Source organism: Paenibacillus sp. USHLN196, from assembly GCF_037144955.1.
Classification (GTDB): Bacteria; Bacillota; Bacilli; order Paenibacillales; family Paenibacillaceae; genus Paenibacillus; species Paenibacillus xylanexedens_C.
On record NZ_JBBCYH010000004.1, the window covers coordinates 57,013 to 71,489 of the forward strand.

25 protein-coding genes are annotated in these 14,477 nt (G+C 42.2%); all 25 read left to right on the forward strand.

Translation table 11 applies throughout. The features are described from left to right. Positions 1 to 197 precede the first annotated feature (197 nt). The 25 genes from WFI24_RS10075 to WFI24_RS10195 all read left to right on the forward strand — a co-directional run bounded on the left by WFI24_RS10075 (position 198) and on the right by WFI24_RS10195 (position 14,406). The gene (locus WFI24_RS10075) at positions 198 to 644 is read left to right on the forward strand and encodes a LytTR family DNA-binding domain-containing protein (protein WP_336760404.1); all 447 of its coding nucleotides are present in this window, start codon (positions 198 to 200) and stop codon (positions 642 to 644) included. Next, positions 641 to 1,051, forward strand: coding sequence for a hypothetical protein (locus WFI24_RS10080; protein ID WP_145320067.1), 411 nt, complete (start codon positions 641 to 643; stop codon positions 1,049 to 1,051). Before WFI24_RS10075 ends, WFI24_RS10080 begins: the two co-directional genes overlap by 4 nt. A 165-nt stretch (positions 1,052 to 1,216) precedes the next feature. After that, on the forward strand, positions 1,217 to 1,663 hold the full coding sequence (locus WFI24_RS10085; protein ID WP_336760406.1) for a hypothetical protein: 447 nt from the start codon (positions 1,217 to 1,219) through the stop codon (positions 1,661 to 1,663). A gap of 574 nt (positions 1,664 to 2,237) precedes the next feature. Continuing rightward, positions 2,238 to 2,687, forward strand: a complete 450-nt coding sequence (locus tag WFI24_RS10090) for a hypothetical protein (protein WP_336760408.1) — start codon at positions 2,238 to 2,240, stop codon at positions 2,685 to 2,687. Between the two features lie 65 nt (positions 2,688 to 2,752). Beyond that, the gene (locus WFI24_RS10095) at positions 2,753 to 3,592 is read left to right on the forward strand and encodes an adenylyl-sulfate kinase (protein ID WP_336760410.1); all 840 of its coding nucleotides are present in this window, start codon (positions 2,753 to 2,755) and stop codon (positions 3,590 to 3,592) included. Between the two features lie 41 nt (positions 3,593 to 3,633). Further along, positions 3,634 to 3,819, forward strand: coding sequence for a hypothetical protein (locus WFI24_RS10100; RefSeq protein WP_336760411.1), 186 nt, complete (start codon positions 3,634 to 3,636; stop codon positions 3,817 to 3,819). After that, positions 3,816 to 4,307, forward strand: coding sequence for an NUDIX hydrolase (locus WFI24_RS10105; RefSeq protein WP_336760412.1), 492 nt, complete (start codon positions 3,816 to 3,818; stop codon positions 4,305 to 4,307). Before WFI24_RS10100 ends, WFI24_RS10105 begins: the two co-directional genes overlap by 4 nt. Before the next feature lie 7 nt (positions 4,308 to 4,314). Beyond that, on the forward strand, positions 4,315 to 4,890 hold the full coding sequence (locus WFI24_RS10110) for a phosphoglycerate mutase family protein (protein ID WP_336760414.1): 576 nt from the start codon (positions 4,315 to 4,317) through the stop codon (positions 4,888 to 4,890). A gap of 13 nt (positions 4,891 to 4,903) precedes the next feature. Beyond that, complete coding sequence (locus WFI24_RS10115; RefSeq protein ID WP_336760416.1) at positions 4,904 to 5,068, forward strand: GNAT family N-acetyltransferase; 165 nt, start codon at positions 4,904 to 4,906, stop codon at positions 5,066 to 5,068. Between the two features lie 31 nt (positions 5,069 to 5,099). Next, entirely contained in the window at positions 5,100 to 5,615 is a 516-nt protein-coding gene (locus WFI24_RS10120) for a nucleoside deaminase (protein WP_336760418.1), read from the forward strand. Next, positions 5,612 to 5,986, forward strand: a complete 375-nt coding sequence (locus tag WFI24_RS10125; protein ID WP_336760419.1) for a hypothetical protein — start codon at positions 5,612 to 5,614, stop codon at positions 5,984 to 5,986. Before WFI24_RS10120 ends, WFI24_RS10125 begins: the two co-directional genes overlap by 4 nt. Before the next feature lie 41 nt (positions 5,987 to 6,027). Continuing rightward, complete coding sequence (locus WFI24_RS10130; RefSeq protein ID WP_336760421.1) at positions 6,028 to 6,570, forward strand: GNAT family N-acetyltransferase; 543 nt, start codon at positions 6,028 to 6,030, stop codon at positions 6,568 to 6,570. 19 nt (positions 6,571 to 6,589) lie between these two features. Next, on the forward strand, positions 6,590 to 6,886 hold the full coding sequence (locus tag WFI24_RS10135) for a Type 1 glutamine amidotransferase-like domain-containing protein (protein ID WP_336760423.1): 297 nt from the start codon (positions 6,590 to 6,592) through the stop codon (positions 6,884 to 6,886). Further along, complete coding sequence (locus tag WFI24_RS10140; protein ID WP_336760425.1) at positions 6,879 to 7,772, forward strand: PhzF family phenazine biosynthesis protein; 894 nt, start codon at positions 6,879 to 6,881, stop codon at positions 7,770 to 7,772. Before WFI24_RS10135 ends, WFI24_RS10140 begins: the two co-directional genes overlap by 8 nt. 26 nt (positions 7,773 to 7,798) lie before the next feature. Beyond that, positions 7,799 to 8,560 carry an aminoglycoside adenylyltransferase domain-containing protein gene (locus tag WFI24_RS10145; protein ID WP_336760427.1) on the forward strand — a complete coding sequence of 254 codons (762 nt, stop codon included), beginning with the start codon at positions 7,799 to 7,801 and terminating at the stop codon, positions 8,558 to 8,560. Positions 8,561 to 8,564: 4 nt separating this feature from the next. Beyond that, a complete protein-coding gene (locus WFI24_RS10150; protein ID WP_336760429.1) occupies positions 8,565 to 9,017 on the forward strand; it encodes a GNAT family N-acetyltransferase in 453 nt (150 codons plus the stop codon). Positions 9,018 to 9,070: 53 nt separating this feature from the next. Beyond that, a complete protein-coding gene (locus WFI24_RS10155; RefSeq protein ID WP_336760431.1) occupies positions 9,071 to 9,910 on the forward strand; it encodes a GNAT family N-acetyltransferase in 840 nt (279 codons plus the stop codon). 32 nt (positions 9,911 to 9,942) lie between these two features. Next, positions 9,943 to 10,533 carry an HD domain-containing protein gene (locus tag WFI24_RS10160; protein WP_336760433.1) on the forward strand — a complete coding sequence of 197 codons (591 nt, stop codon included), beginning with the start codon at positions 9,943 to 9,945 and terminating at the stop codon, positions 10,531 to 10,533. Positions 10,534 to 10,578: 45 nt separating this feature from the next. Continuing rightward, positions 10,579 to 11,034, forward strand: a complete 456-nt coding sequence (locus WFI24_RS10165; RefSeq protein ID WP_336760436.1) for an NUDIX hydrolase — start codon at positions 10,579 to 10,581, stop codon at positions 11,032 to 11,034. A gap of 16 nt (positions 11,035 to 11,050) precedes the next feature. Next, a complete protein-coding gene (locus WFI24_RS10170; protein ID WP_336760438.1) occupies positions 11,051 to 11,380 on the forward strand; it encodes an HIT family protein in 330 nt (109 codons plus the stop codon). A 170-nt stretch (positions 11,381 to 11,550) separates the two neighbouring features. Continuing rightward, positions 11,551 to 11,676, forward strand: a complete 126-nt coding sequence (locus WFI24_RS10175; protein WP_336760439.1) for a hypothetical protein — start codon at positions 11,551 to 11,553, stop codon at positions 11,674 to 11,676. Positions 11,677 to 11,784: 108 nt separating this feature from the next. Continuing rightward, positions 11,785 to 12,564 (forward strand): hypothetical protein, encoded by a 780-nt coding sequence (locus WFI24_RS10180; RefSeq protein WP_336760440.1) that lies wholly within the window; start codon positions 11,785 to 11,787, stop codon positions 12,562 to 12,564. A 52-nt stretch (positions 12,565 to 12,616) separates the two neighbouring features. Then, the gene (locus WFI24_RS10185; protein ID WP_336760441.1) at positions 12,617 to 13,297 is read left to right on the forward strand and encodes a zinc dependent phospholipase C family protein; all 681 of its coding nucleotides are present in this window, start codon (positions 12,617 to 12,619) and stop codon (positions 13,295 to 13,297) included. Between the two features lie 98 nt (positions 13,298 to 13,395). Beyond that, positions 13,396 to 13,818 (forward strand): hypothetical protein, encoded by a 423-nt coding sequence (locus tag WFI24_RS10190; protein WP_336760443.1) that lies wholly within the window; start codon positions 13,396 to 13,398, stop codon positions 13,816 to 13,818. Between the two features lie 27 nt (positions 13,819 to 13,845). Then, on the forward strand, positions 13,846 to 14,406 hold the full coding sequence (locus tag WFI24_RS10195) for a GNAT family N-acetyltransferase (protein ID WP_336760444.1): 561 nt from the start codon (positions 13,846 to 13,848) through the stop codon (positions 14,404 to 14,406). The last annotated feature ends 71 nt before the right edge of the window (positions 14,407 to 14,477 follow it).

The window sequence follows — 14,477 nt, forward strand, 5'->3', positions numbered from 1 at the left end:
AGCACCTTGATAAAAAAGAATAGCTCATGCCTTGAATACCCTGGATGAGTACATAGAAGAACTGCTCCTATGGAGTGGTTTTTTTATTGTCTACGTAGTGCCGATGCAACAAACCTGCAAAATCATGCAACAAAACGCAATACAGTGGGATAGTCATAACTATGCTTGTAATATGAGTTGTGAGAGGAGGGCAACACGTGAAAGTCATTTTTGAAGAGAACACAGCAATTGAAAAAAGGGTGGTCAAAGTCGTTACTCATCCGGAGGAGAGGTCGAAGTGGGATCGTATTGAAAAAGCGATTGGCCAATCGGAAACCCAACTAACGGTCATCCATGCCAAGAACAACCGCAACGTACAGATTCAATTGAGCTCGGTGGTCGCCATTGAGTCAGAGGATCGGATGTGTTGTGTACGTGTGGTTACAGGCGAGAGGTACCTGCTTAACAAACGCTTGAAATTTGTGGAAGAAGACCTGGATGACATTCATTTTGTGAAAATTAATAATCAAACGATCATCAACACACGGTATATCACCGCATTCTCTGCAACAGACCATGCTCGGATTAAGGTAGATCTGAGCGATAGCTCCAGTTACTTTGTCAGTCGATTTTATATTAAAAACTTTAGGGGGAAATTATCATGATGATGCAGCTTAGGCTTTCCTTTTTTCAAGTATTCACCGTTACTTCACTCTGGGTGACCTTGCTATTGACCCTATTCTATAATGATCAACCCATCGAAATGGGCTATTTGTGGAATATTGCCGGCATTTCAGCAATTGCCGCTGTATTATTTGGTGTGATGTACAACGTACTTTGGAACTATTTTACGTTGAAACCGATGTGGAATATTGTTATATCTTCTACCTTTAGCATTACAGGAGGCATGGGGATCGTATGGTTATTCTCCACGGATATGTTCCATTTGATTGCTCCCTGGTTCCCCGGCATGTGGTTGTTATCCATTGTGCTGCACATCATCGCTTTCTATTTTTATGCTAGAATGGATAGCAGGAAAAAAGCGGAAGAGTTAAATAACATTCTCAAGTAGGTAAGGAGAACAAGTATGAACGAGGAAGAACTGCTGCAGTTGTACGGATTGGAGCATAGAGCCATATGATTTTGTTGATTTCTCCAAAGAGGAATGGGTCGCAAACTATAAACAATATTACGGTGTTTGATATATGAGCATACGGCATACTGAAGGAGTGGTACTATGCCAAGTTTGCATGACAACATCATATTAAGCTACGAAGTCGATTTAGAGAACGAAAGGATCAGGATGCGGACTCGTTCAAGTCATGATGTGCCGAAAAATATGGATGTTTTATTCTCTGGTGTAATGGCGCATTCGTTTGATACACCGCTAAATGGTAGCATTATTTTGGATCTGGATGAGTGGGATATAGAGCATTTTATTCCTTATAATCGAGAGTTGTTAGAGTCGGGAGTGGGTCAGGGATGGCCTGTCAATTATGATTCGTATGGCGAATTACAAACGCGGCTGATAGAGGAGAAATACAAGTACATGGTGATCTCATCCTCGTATGGATTGAGTGGTTGGGTTTTGGCGAAGAACGTAGAGATTTCTGTTCAAGAAACGGGTGAACAGGATGGAAGGATGAGAACCCACAGCATGGTGGCAAGAGTGGGGCAGGACTAAGAACGGGCATTGTTGTGTTTGTTGTTCTGTTCGTTATTCTGGTCATGACCAATCCAAACGAAGAGAAATTTGTTGCATGGCTCGCAAGTAAACATGAGATCCATTCTTCGTATAATGTAAATGAAGGCAGGACGTTTACACAAACGATCGAAGGTGCGGAAAAGACACTTCACTATAAAGGTGGACATATACAGCATAGGGGGATCTTTTCAACATATAGTTACCTTTTTTCGGATAATGAAGAAAAAGAGATCCAGAATGAAGCGGTCGGCATAATGAATATGCTATTTAGTAGATAGCTAGATTGATTGTGGACGGTTACAAACGTTAGATGAAAGTTCTGCTGATATCCGCGCTCTTTGCATGATGTAACTCGTGCAGAGAAGCGTGTTTTTTGCATGAAAAGCGATAGAAACAGAGATGGTTTACTTCGTTTATTCGCAAATTCCACATTATGGGTTATGATGTACCTTGAGAGAAAATTTTACATACATAGGAAGTCTTCGTTCTAAATTAAAGGCATTTAAGGCCTCTACCAGTGGAGTGTTATCGATGATTAAATGGAGGGCTGACTTTGAAAAAGTTAACCGTAGTTTCATTATTATTTCTACTTCTGGTGGCCTGTCAGAACCAGGAAAACACTGAAAACGCACAGCAATCAATAGCCCAAGAGAAGGAAGTCATCCCACCAGAGTATCTCGATGAAACAAACTATACCGGTGACAAATTGGAAATCGTCAAACTTATGAATGCCCGTATGCGTTATTTATACGAAGAGGATGAAAAGCGATATATGAATCTTTTTGATCCAAAATCTCCTATATCAGGTATGGGAAGATACAAAGTTCTCAAGGTTACTTCCATGAGCAACATAACTATACAGGAGCAAAGGAAGCTCTATCAGGCAGTGGTGACGGTTAACGAGTTAAAAGAGAATGACGAAGAGTATAGCAATACGATGGTGTTTTGGAAAAAGAAAGCGGATGGCGATAACGCGCAATGGATTATTGCAGATATTGATTGATAACATAGTTTCTGATACATGGAAAATCCATAACATCACACAAAATAAAGAATAAGGATGATGTAATGATGGCAAGGCGATTAATACTCATTGAAGGATTGCCAGGTTCGGGCAAGTCTACGATTGCCAAGATGGTATCCGAAATCCTGATAGGTCAAGGCAAGCAGGTACAACTATTTCAGGAAGGAAACCTGGATCACCCTGCTGATTACGAAGGCGTTGCTTTTTATCATGCTGAAGACTTCGAGGCCCTACTAACCACGTATGAAGATTACAGAGAGATTCTGGAAAGTAATGCGATTGCCTATGATCAAGGTGTTCTGATCCCATACCGTAAGATGAAAGAACAACGGGGAATAGAGCTTCCCGATCAGGTGGTGGGGGATATATTTAGCCGAGATATTTACGAAATTTCTTTTGCACAAAATGTTAAACTGATCACCGAGAAGTGGCAGAATTTCACCAAGAACGTGTTAAGCACGAATGATGACTCCATTACGATATTTGAATGTTGTTTTATCCAGAATCCACTGACCATGGGCCTTGTTAAATGTAATCGATCCAAAGAGCAGAACGTGCAGTATGTATGGGGCCTGGGGCGTATCATTCATGCTCTGAATCCGCTTCTCATCTATATCGATCAGAAGGATATATCATATACCTTTGATAAGGCGATCAGTGAAAGACCAAAAGAATGGTCAGAGGGCTTCATTAATTATTATACGAATCAGGGCTTTGGGCAAGCGCAGGGTTATCAGGGTGTTCAGGGTACGGTACAGATTTTGCAGGAAAGAAAGAAGCTGGAGTCCGAAATCTATGGCTTACTTGAGATGGATAAGGTATGGCTGGATAATTCGGATTATGACCTCGAGGCTTGTAGGCGCAAACTAGAAAAGATTCTGTAATAACCTTAATGAAATACGAATACATACCGGAGGTCAGTTTTATGACATTTTATGAAGTAGCCTTAATTGCAACAACCGCAATCTTAATTATTATAGGTGTTCGAAGCAAACGGAAAGTAATTCTTAGATGTGGCATAGCCAGTTTAATTTTATTGCTCGTACTCATCATTCCGTCATTCATCATGGGATTCATGGATGGATTGTCCGATGGATGGTCAGCGAGATGAGTAATTCAGAAAACAAAAATATATCGTATGAGCAAAATAACAACAAATTCAACTTTCGTGTGGCTGGTATTGTGATAGACAAAGGAAGAGTTCTTTTGCATACGACTGAACAGGACGATTTCTGGAATCTGCCCGGAGGGCGGGTGGAATTGAACGAGACAACAGAAGCGGCTATTGTGCGAGAGATGGCGGAGGAACTGGGTGTTCATGTAGAAGCGCAAAGGCTCGCATTTGTTAGTGAAGATTTCTTTGAATATGATGGCCTGAAATATCATGAAGTTGGTTTTTATTATATCATCACATTGCCGGAAGCCCATAAGCTATATAGTGAAATTGAATTCAAAGGTCTAGAAGATAACGGTAAGTTAATTTTCAAATGGTTTTACTTGGACGAACTAGAGCAGATGGAAGTTTATCCTGTGTTTTTGAAAAAGGAACTGAGTAACCTTCTTGATGCAAAAGGCATCAGACACTTCATTCAGAAATAGAGGGCGTATGAACATTACATTTATTCGTCATGGTCATGGTGAACACTTGATAGATTACCCTAACCGATTAAATTGCCTGCACCCTGGCCTCACTGAATTGGGAAAAAGTCAGGTTATAGCATTGCGTAAACAAGTCGTTTTTGCGCCTGAAGACGTCATTTTGGTTAGTCCAACGAAACGTACGATCGAAACAGCACTCCTTCTAATCCCTAACAAAAATCTTGCATTCTTCAGTCCGCTGGTTGGGCCAAGAATGTTTCCTCAGAATCCGGAGTTTGTTCCTTTCGTCTGCGATCAGATCTATACGAAGGAAGAACTCAGCAATCAGTATACTGACATAAGAATGGTTGAATTGGGATTGGACTGTTGGGAAGAAAGTATTAATCAGATGAATGCACAACGATTCGGGATATTAGCTGAACAGCTTCTTGAATGGTGCAGGAAACAGAGTGGCAATACGTTTATCATTTCACATGACGGTACGATATCGAACTACAGGATTTTACTCGGAGAAAAAGGGTTACCAAAAGTGATTTTCTTGGTGAAGCAGGACAGTACACGATCAGGAACTTTTAATGATTAAAGGAGAGCCCGTCATGACTCATTTTCCTAATTTAGAGACTGAACGATTGTACCTCAGAGAGTTAACCCTAGCAGATCGTCAGGTTGTTTTTGAGCATTTCGCTGAACCAGATGTAACCCGGTTTATGGATATTGAGCCTTGTCGTGACGTAAAAAAGCAGAAGGAATCTGTTTTGTAAGGAACTATAACTGTACTCAGGGGGACTTTCAATGAAGTTATCGGATTATGAATATTTAACTTTGGCTCTGGAAGAAGCAGAACAATCACTTGTTGAAGGCACGTATCCGATTGGTGCGATAATTGTGGATGTGGATGGGAATGTCGTGAGTAAAGGCCGGAACCGAGTCTTCTCGGATTGCGACCCCACCGCACATGCTGAGGTGGATGCCATTCGTCAGGTAGGAAAACATTTGCTGGATGTAGACAATAAGAAGAGATTCACGAAGAAAGACCTGACGCTCTACACTACCTGTGAGCCTTGTCCCATGTGTTCTGGTACCATTTTAATGTCGGGGATTAAAAATATTGTATGGGCAGCGGATGATGAAGAGTATGGAGGGCTTCGACGTTTCAAGGAAGGACCTCATTTTATTCATATGTTTGACACGTTATCCTGTGTTGCAGCACCGTATCTTGATCTGGAAAACAGACAGAGAGCTTTGCTTGCCAAATGGAACATTGGTAGAGGTTTGCATGATACAGAGTGGGAGATTCCTAAACAATGAAATCTATTCCGTTTTCCATACTTTTAGCCAGTGTCATTTTGTGTATCTCGTTTATTATTGGCTGCATATTGTTAACGACTCAGGAGAGAAATAGTAAACTGACTCAGGCAGTAGAACAAGAAGTACCGAACGATAAAGTATTATTGACGATTCAAGAAACTGCCGAGTATCTGAGTATGACTGAAGAACAGGTGATGAGTATTATTAAGGCTGAACAAGGGAGTTTCACGGTGTCAGGTTTCTTTGATGGGAGAATGTTTCCGTTCATTAAGGTTCAGGATAAATTTTTTGTTAGTAGAGTGGAGTTGGATTTGTGGGTTCAGGAAGCATCTGCAAGTCACAGAAGATATATTAATGGGCAAATGCAGTAGTTTATGGGAACGATGGCATAATCCAAAGGGGATGAATTCACATGGAATTCGTGGGACAGAAAATTAAAATAACAACAGTCACAGAGCAGGACCTCGACTTCATATGTCAACTTGAATGTGACACAAACATTTGGAGCTTTGAGGAAACTGTTGAAACGGATGAGGAAAAGGTCCGTGAGAAATATCGCAGTCATTTTGCTGTCGCAGATGAGAAACCGTATGCCTATGATTTCGTTATACGCCGCTTGAGCGATCCGGAAAATACACCGATTGGTATCGTTCAAATGTGGAGTTATGTGGATTACCGAAAAAGCTGGGAACTTGGATTCGCAGTACTTTCCGAATATGCAGGGAGAGGATACGGGAGTGAAGCCACCCGACTTTTATTACAATTTGCGTTTCAAGAATTACAAGCTCATAAGGTCGTCGGCATGTGCAATTCACAAAACGTTCGCTCAGCCGGACTGATGCAGCATGTGGGTATGACACGGGAGGCTGTCTTCAGTGAAGAACTATGGTGGAACAACCAGTGGACAGACCAGTATTTTTTCTCGATTTTGGATAAAGAGTTTAAGCTAGTCTGACATATACGGAGGAAATAAGATGACTACGTTGGTTCTGCTAAGTGATTTGGTTTTCCAATCTAACGAAAAATTAGATCAGAGAATAATAAGCTTGAATGATATGAAAGCGCTGGGGCTCGTAAATTTTGAATTTGCACCGCACTGGGACGGTTCGGAAGAGACTCTGAATTCATTAAGAGAATACACGCTCGTTAACAGTAAGACGGTCTATGCGTGCCAAGATGGTGGCGGGATTGTAATTGACAGTGAAAGTGTAGAGTTATATGGAAATGTGCATCTCGTAGATTACAAAGAAAGTGGGCCTTTTGATGAGTGATATTACGGTATATCATTATGATGCTTTCTCTACAGTTCCCGGCCAAGGTAACCCGGCAGGAGTGGTTTTTAATGCTGATCATTTCAGTGAGACGGCGATGCAGCAGATCGCTTATCAAGTTGGATTTAATGAGACGGTATTTGTGTTGAACTCTGAAATAGCTGACGTCAGATTACGTTATTTTACGCCAGGACATGAGATTAATCTGTGTGGTCATGCCACAATGGCATCACTGTATGGTTTGAAGACACGTGGTATGTTGGGTGACAAAGAGTTGATCACGATTGAAACCAATGTAGGCGTATTACCTATTCAATTTGAGCGAAATGGAGACACCATTTACATGGAGATGAAGCAAGATCAGCCGCGGTTTAACCCGTTCCAGGGTGATATCGAGAAGCTGCTAAGTACAATAAACTTAACTCTGGATGATATGGACCTCTCTATTCCGATCGTTTATGGAAGCACTGGAACCTGGACGCTATTAATCCCAATCCGTGAACTGAACTCTTTTGTTAAAATGAAACCGGATTCTTCTTTATTCCCTGGTGTTTTGCTTGAGAATCCTAAAGCTTCGCTACATCCCTTTTGTTTTGAAACCCGTGATACCGATGCGATGATGCATGCTAGACATTTCTCCTCACCATATTCAGGTACTACGGAAGATCCAGTGACTGGAACAGCTTCGGGGGTGATGGGTGCATATTATTTAACCTATGTGAAACCGGAGATGGATGAGGTACAGTTTGTGGTAGAACAAGGGCATGAGATTGGAAGAGATGGAAAAGTTCAAGTGAGTGTGATTCGGGATGGTGAGGATATGGATGTCAGAATTAAGGGGACAGCTGTTTTTGTGCGTGAAATGAACGTTGCATTGGAAACCTGATCTTCTACATAAAGGAGAGACTCTTGTTGAATGAAAAAACTGTTTTAGATAGCGTTACTCGTATGTTGAAAGAAGAATTAACGGATGCCTTGGTGGGAATCTATTTACACGGTTCTATGGCCATGGGATGCTTTCATCCGAATCAGAGTGATATTGATATATTGGTCGTTAGCCGGGAAAAGCGATCTGCCGATACCTATCGAAGGATTGCAAAAAAGCTAATGCATATTGAAGATGAGATGCACATTACGAAAGGCTTTGAACTCAGTATTGTACTGGAATCTACGATTGTTGCCATGGCATACCCTACTCCTTTCGAATTTCATTACTCTGCGTATCACCGGGAGAAATATCGAACGGATGAGCAATATCTCTGTGGCGGATATGAAGATCCGGATCTGGTAGCACATATGGCGGTCATCTATGATCGAGGTATTGTGCTGGATGGTAAACCAATTAAAGATCTGTTCCAACCGGAAAATCGTGAACATATGATTGCCTCAATTACATCGGATACGAGTTCAGCTATGGACGAAATTGTGGACAACCCAGTCTACTATGTATTGAATCTGTCCCGGGTTCTCTTGTATGTGAAAGATTCAGTCATTCACTCCAAGCGAGAAGCAGGAGCATGGGCGCTCACAGAGCTACCCGCTAAATACACGGACGTCATCTCACAATGTCTTGCACAGTACAATGGTGAACTGGAGAATGTGAATTTGAGTGAAGCATTACTTCTGGATTATGCGGAATATATGTTGAATCAGATCCAAGTGAAGGGAGAATAACATTTTGCAAATTATTGATATTCGGCAGAAGCCGGACGTGCTGCAAGAAGCAGTACAGTATTTCTGGAAACAATGGGGCTCAGAATCAAGCTTCCATTTCTATCGGGATTGTATAGAGCGTTCTGTGGATACAGAGAGTGATGTGCCAAGATTTTATGTGATGTTGGACGGAGACCGAATTATCGGTGGGTACGCTTTGTTGCGAAGCGATCTGAATAGCAGGCAGGATCTCTTTCCCTGGTTTGCGTGTCTTCATGTTGATCCAGAATATCGGGGCCAGAACCTGGGTGGACAACTTCAGACTCATGCGATGAATGAGGTGAAAGCAAAAGGGTATGACAAGCTGTACCTATGTACGGATCTGAACGATTATTATGAAAAAAGTAATTGGACTTATATCGGTAAAGGATACCTGCTTGATGATGAAGAGACGAGAATCTATGAATATCAGATTTGATTGAGATCATCCATGCTTTAGGGCTCTGTCTCGAATTTGGGAGGAATGAACCAATGATAACCGAGATTGATAAACATGACTTCCACAAAGTAAAGCATCTCACGGATTCGTGTCAGAATATTGAAGTTAAGGCTGTGGTATCTGGCTTGAATCCGGGACGGATCTATGTCGATGATGCAGAGAATATAACTGCAGCTTTAATTTGGGTACAGGGACAATCTGGTTTTCAGTTGATTGGAGACTCTCGAAGTGGCCCCTTTCTGAATGAATTGAAAGAGTTCATGCAGGAACATATTGAACCTGAGTTATTGAACTTACATATTCATGCCGTTGAGATTGGTGTGGTGGACGAAGCCTGGGAAGATGTTCTTCAGCATATCTCCGGGAAAAGAGAGATCTCCAGTGATATTCAACATGTATTCCAATTGAATCCAGATCCTATAAGTCATCAAGTACCTATCGATATATATGCTTTTCAGGACGAGGAAGTCAGAATTCTCAGAATAGATCAAGTGCTATTAGGAGAGAAAAGGTATAACAATTCCTCTTTTCTGAAAGATAAAATCTCTCACTTTTGGACGACAATAGATGATTTTTTACAACATGGCTTTGGCTACATTGCAGTGCATAACGATGATATCGCGAGTGTTTGCTTTTCGGCATTTATTGCAGATCAGACACATGCGGTTGATATTGAAACGGTTGAAGTCTACAGAAGAAGAAATTATGGTGCGATGGTGGCAAAAGCATTTGTAGAAGAATGCAGTCGCGTAGACAAACATCCGTATTGGGATTGTTCTCCGGACAATGAAGGCTCAATTCGTCTGGCACAGGGTGTGGGCATGTCACTGGACTTTAACTATAAAGTCTACTGGTATGACCTCTCTATATAGATTCGGTATCGAATATGAAGGAGGATATACTGTTGAACGACTCATTACAGGATCAGATTCATTTTCTCATTGAAATTGATAAACTAAAAACGATTGAACGGAGAACAAGAATCATCCATGGGGATAGACTTGAAAATGATGCGGAGCATTCCTGGCATCTGGCGATGATGGCTTTGGTTCTACAGAGTCACGCCAACAAGGATGTGGATATCCTCAAAGTCATTAAGATGCTTCTTGTTCATGATCTGGTCGAGATTGATGCCGGAGATACATTCGCTTACGATACGGTGGGACACACGGATAAATATGATCGTGAAATCAAAGCGGCTCATCGGCTGTTTGGTATGTTGCCTAAGGAACAGGCTGAAGAACTACTCCAATTATGGTTGGAGTTTGAATCAAAGCAGACGCCTGAAGCACAATTTGCTTCATCTCTCGACCGGTTGCAGCCTCTAATCCACAATCATCAGAATGAGGGAGATACGTGGCAGAAATATAACATTACAAGTGATCAGGTATTAAACAGAAACCGTGAGATTGCGAACGGTTCCGAAACATTGTGGGAGTATACGCAGCAACTTATTCAGAAATCCGTGGATGAGGGAATCCTGACCAAATCATAAGGAACGTTTTAACGTATGCAATTTGAAGATGGGAGAGGAGCATGTATGGGATATATCATGGAACTAAGAAAACTGGTGGGCCCTCGTCCTCTAATTATGGCGGGCTCATGTGTACTCGTGTTCAATGAGGAAGGCCACCTGCTGCTGCAAAAACGTACAGATAGCTTGGATTGGGGGACACTTGGGGGTTCAATGGAGCCCGGGGAGTCACTGGAGGAAGCAGCTGCGCGGGAATTGTATGAAGAAGCCGGACTGAGAGCGGAATCGTACAAACTCATTAGCGTTTTTTCTGGTGAGGACATGTACTATCAGTATCCACATGGTGATGAAGTTTACAACGTCATGGCTGTTTATGAAGCTGCAGGCATCAAGGGCAGCCCAACCATTATGGATGATGAAGGGCTGGAGCTCCGATATTTTGATCTGAATCAGCCGACCCCTGATATCAATCCGTTTACGGAATATGTATTGAAGAAGGCAGGGTATATCAGAACTAACTAGTAAGAGGAGGGATGTTATGACGGAGGACTTTTATTGTGATGAGGTGCTGAGTGGTAAAACTCAAGTCAACGTTGTCATGGAAACAAATAACGTTATGGCTTACCATCACACTCGGCCATACTACAAGCATCACATTGTTGTGATTCCCAAGATTCATATTCAGTCCTTCATTTCAGAAGAAGAAGAGAATAATGATGAGCTACTCTTAGAAATGATGCAGGTCATTAAAAAAGTAGCTGCTGACTTGTTAGCTCAGACAGGAGCATCCAAGATTGTGACGAACCTGGGCAACTATCAAGACTCGAAGCATCAACATTGGCACATAGTCAGTGGTGAACGAACTTAGGAAACTGTATACCGGATTATAAATCTTCCACCTTTCTCGTACGGGTGTGGAAGATTTTTCGTTTTTCGACCGATAAGCACGCTAAATGCCTCTTACATCTACCAGAAAAGTTAACTGAGGAAAAATATGCTAAAATAGGGAGTGATAATTCTATCATTACAATATTAGCAATGTTGATTAATGTATTGTTATATGGACTGGGTGTGTATGCGCTGATCCTGTTTATTAAGCTTGCCCAACGTGGGATTCAGGCACTGGATATCTACCTGTATGAGAAACGCGGAGAGCGATTCTAACGTTCACCATTTCATACTCGAACAGAATTATCATTTTTCTCTCAGTGTTTTATCTTTCCTGTTCTAGTATGATTAACGCATCATCCCAGTAAAGAGAGGGTTAATAACATGGAAGCTTTTTTAGAGCAAATTAACGAGTTAAACGAGCTTCAGAAAGATTTGGTCAGCATACATCCTTTATTTGCAGAACATTATCCAGTGGTTGTAGCCTATGAGGCTTTATTATATATCTATGATTATTCGTCCAAAACACAACAATATGAGTGGGTGAAGACGGTTCCAGATGATTTATATATTCCAGATGAATGCCTTGCTGCGATGCCTGTGCATCATATGGATGGACGAATGTGCGCGATTGTAACGGATGCAGCTTTTAAAGATCTGGAGCAGAAAGTCTATCTATTCCACGAATATGTTCATTGTTATGTATATGAGAAATATGATGAACGGATCGTGAACCGTCTCCAGATTAAGCATAAAATGGACCAACTGAAGCGTGTAACATGGGAACTGGATTATGAGTTTCCGTATGAAGATGAAATCGTTGTGGAGCGGATTAACTCATTATTGTCTGCGTTGAAGAGTAAGGACCTAACGGAAGTGCAAACAGCTAGAAAGGCACTGTTCGGTTCATTAAATGAAGAACAAGCCGAGTACTGGAGCTGGCTGGAATGGAACGAAGGTTTCGCAAGGTATGTTGAGAATCTGATTCGTGGAAAATTTGGACAGGAAAGCAATCATTTTGGAGATACAGCTCCGTTTAATCGTCTGGTATTCTATGAGTGTGGGTCGGAATATATTAGTCTGCTCGCACAGGAACAGCCGGAGTACCATACGGATCTGGAGCAGCTGTTTGACCGGATGCAATTGGAGAGAATCAAGGGTTAATTACTTTTTCCTAAGTATAGTAGAATATTCCCGATAAAAGGAGATCATCTCTATGCCGCTACCTATGGTTCATCTCAATATTGCTAATCGAATTGCAGACTCTCTGCAAGTGCAGACTGATCGAGGTTCATTCTATCTGGGGAATATCGCCCCGGATTCCATACATATGCGTGAAGGCACAACCAGAGACGATAAGGAGTACACCCATTTCAACCCAAAGGATGAAGGAGATCACGTTGGTCGACTGCAGGAACTCTACTCATCCTATATGCAACAACTCATCGATGAAGGATGGAAGTGGTTTGTGCGTGGGTACTTTATGCATGTGCTGACAGACTATTACTGGTTCCGAAGTGTGCATCCTGAATTCGTCGAACGGGTCAACAAGGTAGACCAACATAGAGGCATTAGCAGATCGAAGGATGAACTGGCGCGATTATATTACCAGGAGACGGACCAGATCGATTTCAATCTTTATCAAGGTTCAAGTTGGAGTGAAGAGGTATGGCATGTGCTCAACAGTTCACCAGGTTATGACATGACGGATCGTTTAACTGCTGACGAGATTATTCGCTGGCGGGACCACACGTTTTCTTTTCTGAATGGGGAAGAACCGGGAATTACTCCTGAGTTCATCACGGGTGCTAGGGTTCAAGTATTTGTGGAAGAGACCGTACAGAGACTGACCGCTCTGTTGTCTTCGTGGGACCCAGAGTTACGTAACTTGACATGACTACTGATAAATAGTTCAGTTTGGTCACTAGATGCTGTAATCATTACGTCTCTATCCAGTACGTCTCTATTCATTACGAAGTCAGGGAGGCAGGTGGTATGGTGAAATATGTAGGTTTCTTGATGGTACTCGTCATTGCTACGTTCATGACAGGATGCAGTCAACCGAATGAACCGGAATCGGAAGAAGGGCTTCCTGTGCTGATCACCTTAACCTGTAATCCAGACTTCACTTTTGAACCATGCCAAGATGTTATGTTTGATCGATCTGACGAGATACGGCACATGATGGAGGCCATACATAAGGCAGAGCGTTTGCCGGGCAATCTGAATTATGGCACACAGTACAAGATGAGTATAACGAATGCGGATGGCTCGGTAACGCGGTACGATTTTTCATTAGGAATGGACTCCGAGATGCAAGGTCTGTTAGTAAACCAGGAAGACACCTCAACGGGATATAGCATATCTCTTGAGGATTCGAATCAATTAAGAAGATTGATCCAGCGACGTACAGATTAAGAAGGTATATGGAATGGAGAAGAACCTGTGGATGACAGAATGATCATTAAACCTTTGACGCAATCGGATGCAGAGGGAGCGTATCAGGTGTTCGAGACAACCATCCCCGCGGCATTCAAACAGGAGGGTATAGGCTCCCTTAAGGATGATATCCAGGATGAAATAGCGCATAAGAAAGCATTGATTCACACTGCATTGCAGTCAGATCACAACAAGGAAGCAAGGGTATTTTTCCTCGTGGCCAAAATGGGTAAGTCCATTGTAGGCACAATCTCGTATGGACCTTGTGGTGAGGAGATACGAGAATGTACAGATCACCGGCTGAACGATATCGGAGAACTGGGTAGCTTGTACGTTTTGCCCGAGGTTCAAGGTCAGGGGATTGGTTCGGCGCTTATTCTCGCACTGGTTACTGAACTGCAGCGGCTGGGAATCCAGCAATTCTGCCTGGATAGCGGCTATCGAATCGCACAGAAGAAGTGGCAACGCAAATTCGGTGAACCCTATGTCGTGGCGAAGAACTACTGGGGCGAAGGAACTGACCATATGGTTTGGCTGTGTGAAGTACACGATTTTATAGTAAAATAAACAATAGAGATGACGACCTGTATCACACAGGGGTCATCTCTTTTACTAACTAACGGAATCTTTCTGCATCG

Excerpts from the sequence above, each read along its gene's own strand:
- WFI24_RS10080 (WP_145320067.1), top strand. The coding sequence starts at position 641 with ATGATGATGCAGCTTAGGCTTTCCTTTTTTCAAGTATTCACCGTTACT.
- WFI24_RS10085 (WP_336760406.1), top strand. The coding sequence starts at position 1,217 with ATGCCAAGTTTGCATGACAACATCATATTAAGCTACGAAGTCGATTTA.
- WFI24_RS10095 (WP_336760410.1), top strand. The coding sequence starts at position 2,753 with ATGATGGCAAGGCGATTAATACTCATTGAAGGATTGCCAGGTTCGGGC.
- WFI24_RS10100 (WP_336760411.1), top strand. The coding sequence starts at position 3,634 with ATGACATTTTATGAAGTAGCCTTAATTGCAACAACCGCAATCTTAATT.
- WFI24_RS10105 (WP_336760412.1), top strand. The coding sequence starts at position 3,816 with ATGAGTAATTCAGAAAACAAAAATATATCGTATGAGCAAAATAACAAC.
- WFI24_RS10110 (WP_336760414.1), top strand. The coding sequence starts at position 4,315 with ATGAACATTACATTTATTCGTCATGGTCATGGTGAACACTTGATAGAT.
- WFI24_RS10115 (WP_336760416.1), top strand. The coding sequence starts at position 4,904 with ATGACTCATTTTCCTAATTTAGAGACTGAACGATTGTACCTCAGAGAG.
- WFI24_RS10120 (WP_336760418.1), top strand. The coding sequence starts at position 5,100 with ATGAAGTTATCGGATTATGAATATTTAACTTTGGCTCTGGAAGAAGCA.
- WFI24_RS10125 (WP_336760419.1), top strand. The coding sequence starts at position 5,612 with ATGAAATCTATTCCGTTTTCCATACTTTTAGCCAGTGTCATTTTGTGT.
- WFI24_RS10130 (WP_336760421.1), top strand. The coding sequence starts at position 6,028 with ATGGAATTCGTGGGACAGAAAATTAAAATAACAACAGTCACAGAGCAG.
- WFI24_RS10135 (WP_336760423.1), top strand. The coding sequence starts at position 6,590 with ATGACTACGTTGGTTCTGCTAAGTGATTTGGTTTTCCAATCTAACGAA.
- WFI24_RS10140 (WP_336760425.1), top strand. The coding sequence starts at position 6,879 with ATGAGTGATATTACGGTATATCATTATGATGCTTTCTCTACAGTTCCC.
- WFI24_RS10155 (WP_336760431.1), top strand. The coding sequence starts at position 9,071 with ATGATAACCGAGATTGATAAACATGACTTCCACAAAGTAAAGCATCTC.
- WFI24_RS10165 (WP_336760436.1), top strand. The coding sequence starts at position 10,579 with ATGGGATATATCATGGAACTAAGAAAACTGGTGGGCCCTCGTCCTCTA.
- WFI24_RS10170 (WP_336760438.1), top strand. The coding sequence starts at position 11,051 with ATGACGGAGGACTTTTATTGTGATGAGGTGCTGAGTGGTAAAACTCAA.
- WFI24_RS10175 (WP_336760439.1), top strand. The coding sequence starts at position 11,551 with ATGTTGATTAATGTATTGTTATATGGACTGGGTGTGTATGCGCTGATC.
- WFI24_RS10180 (WP_336760440.1), top strand. The coding sequence starts at position 11,785 with ATGGAAGCTTTTTTAGAGCAAATTAACGAGTTAAACGAGCTTCAGAAA.
- WFI24_RS10185 (WP_336760441.1), top strand. The coding sequence starts at position 12,617 with ATGCCGCTACCTATGGTTCATCTCAATATTGCTAATCGAATTGCAGAC.
- WFI24_RS10190 (WP_336760443.1), top strand. The coding sequence starts at position 13,396 with ATGGTGAAATATGTAGGTTTCTTGATGGTACTCGTCATTGCTACGTTC.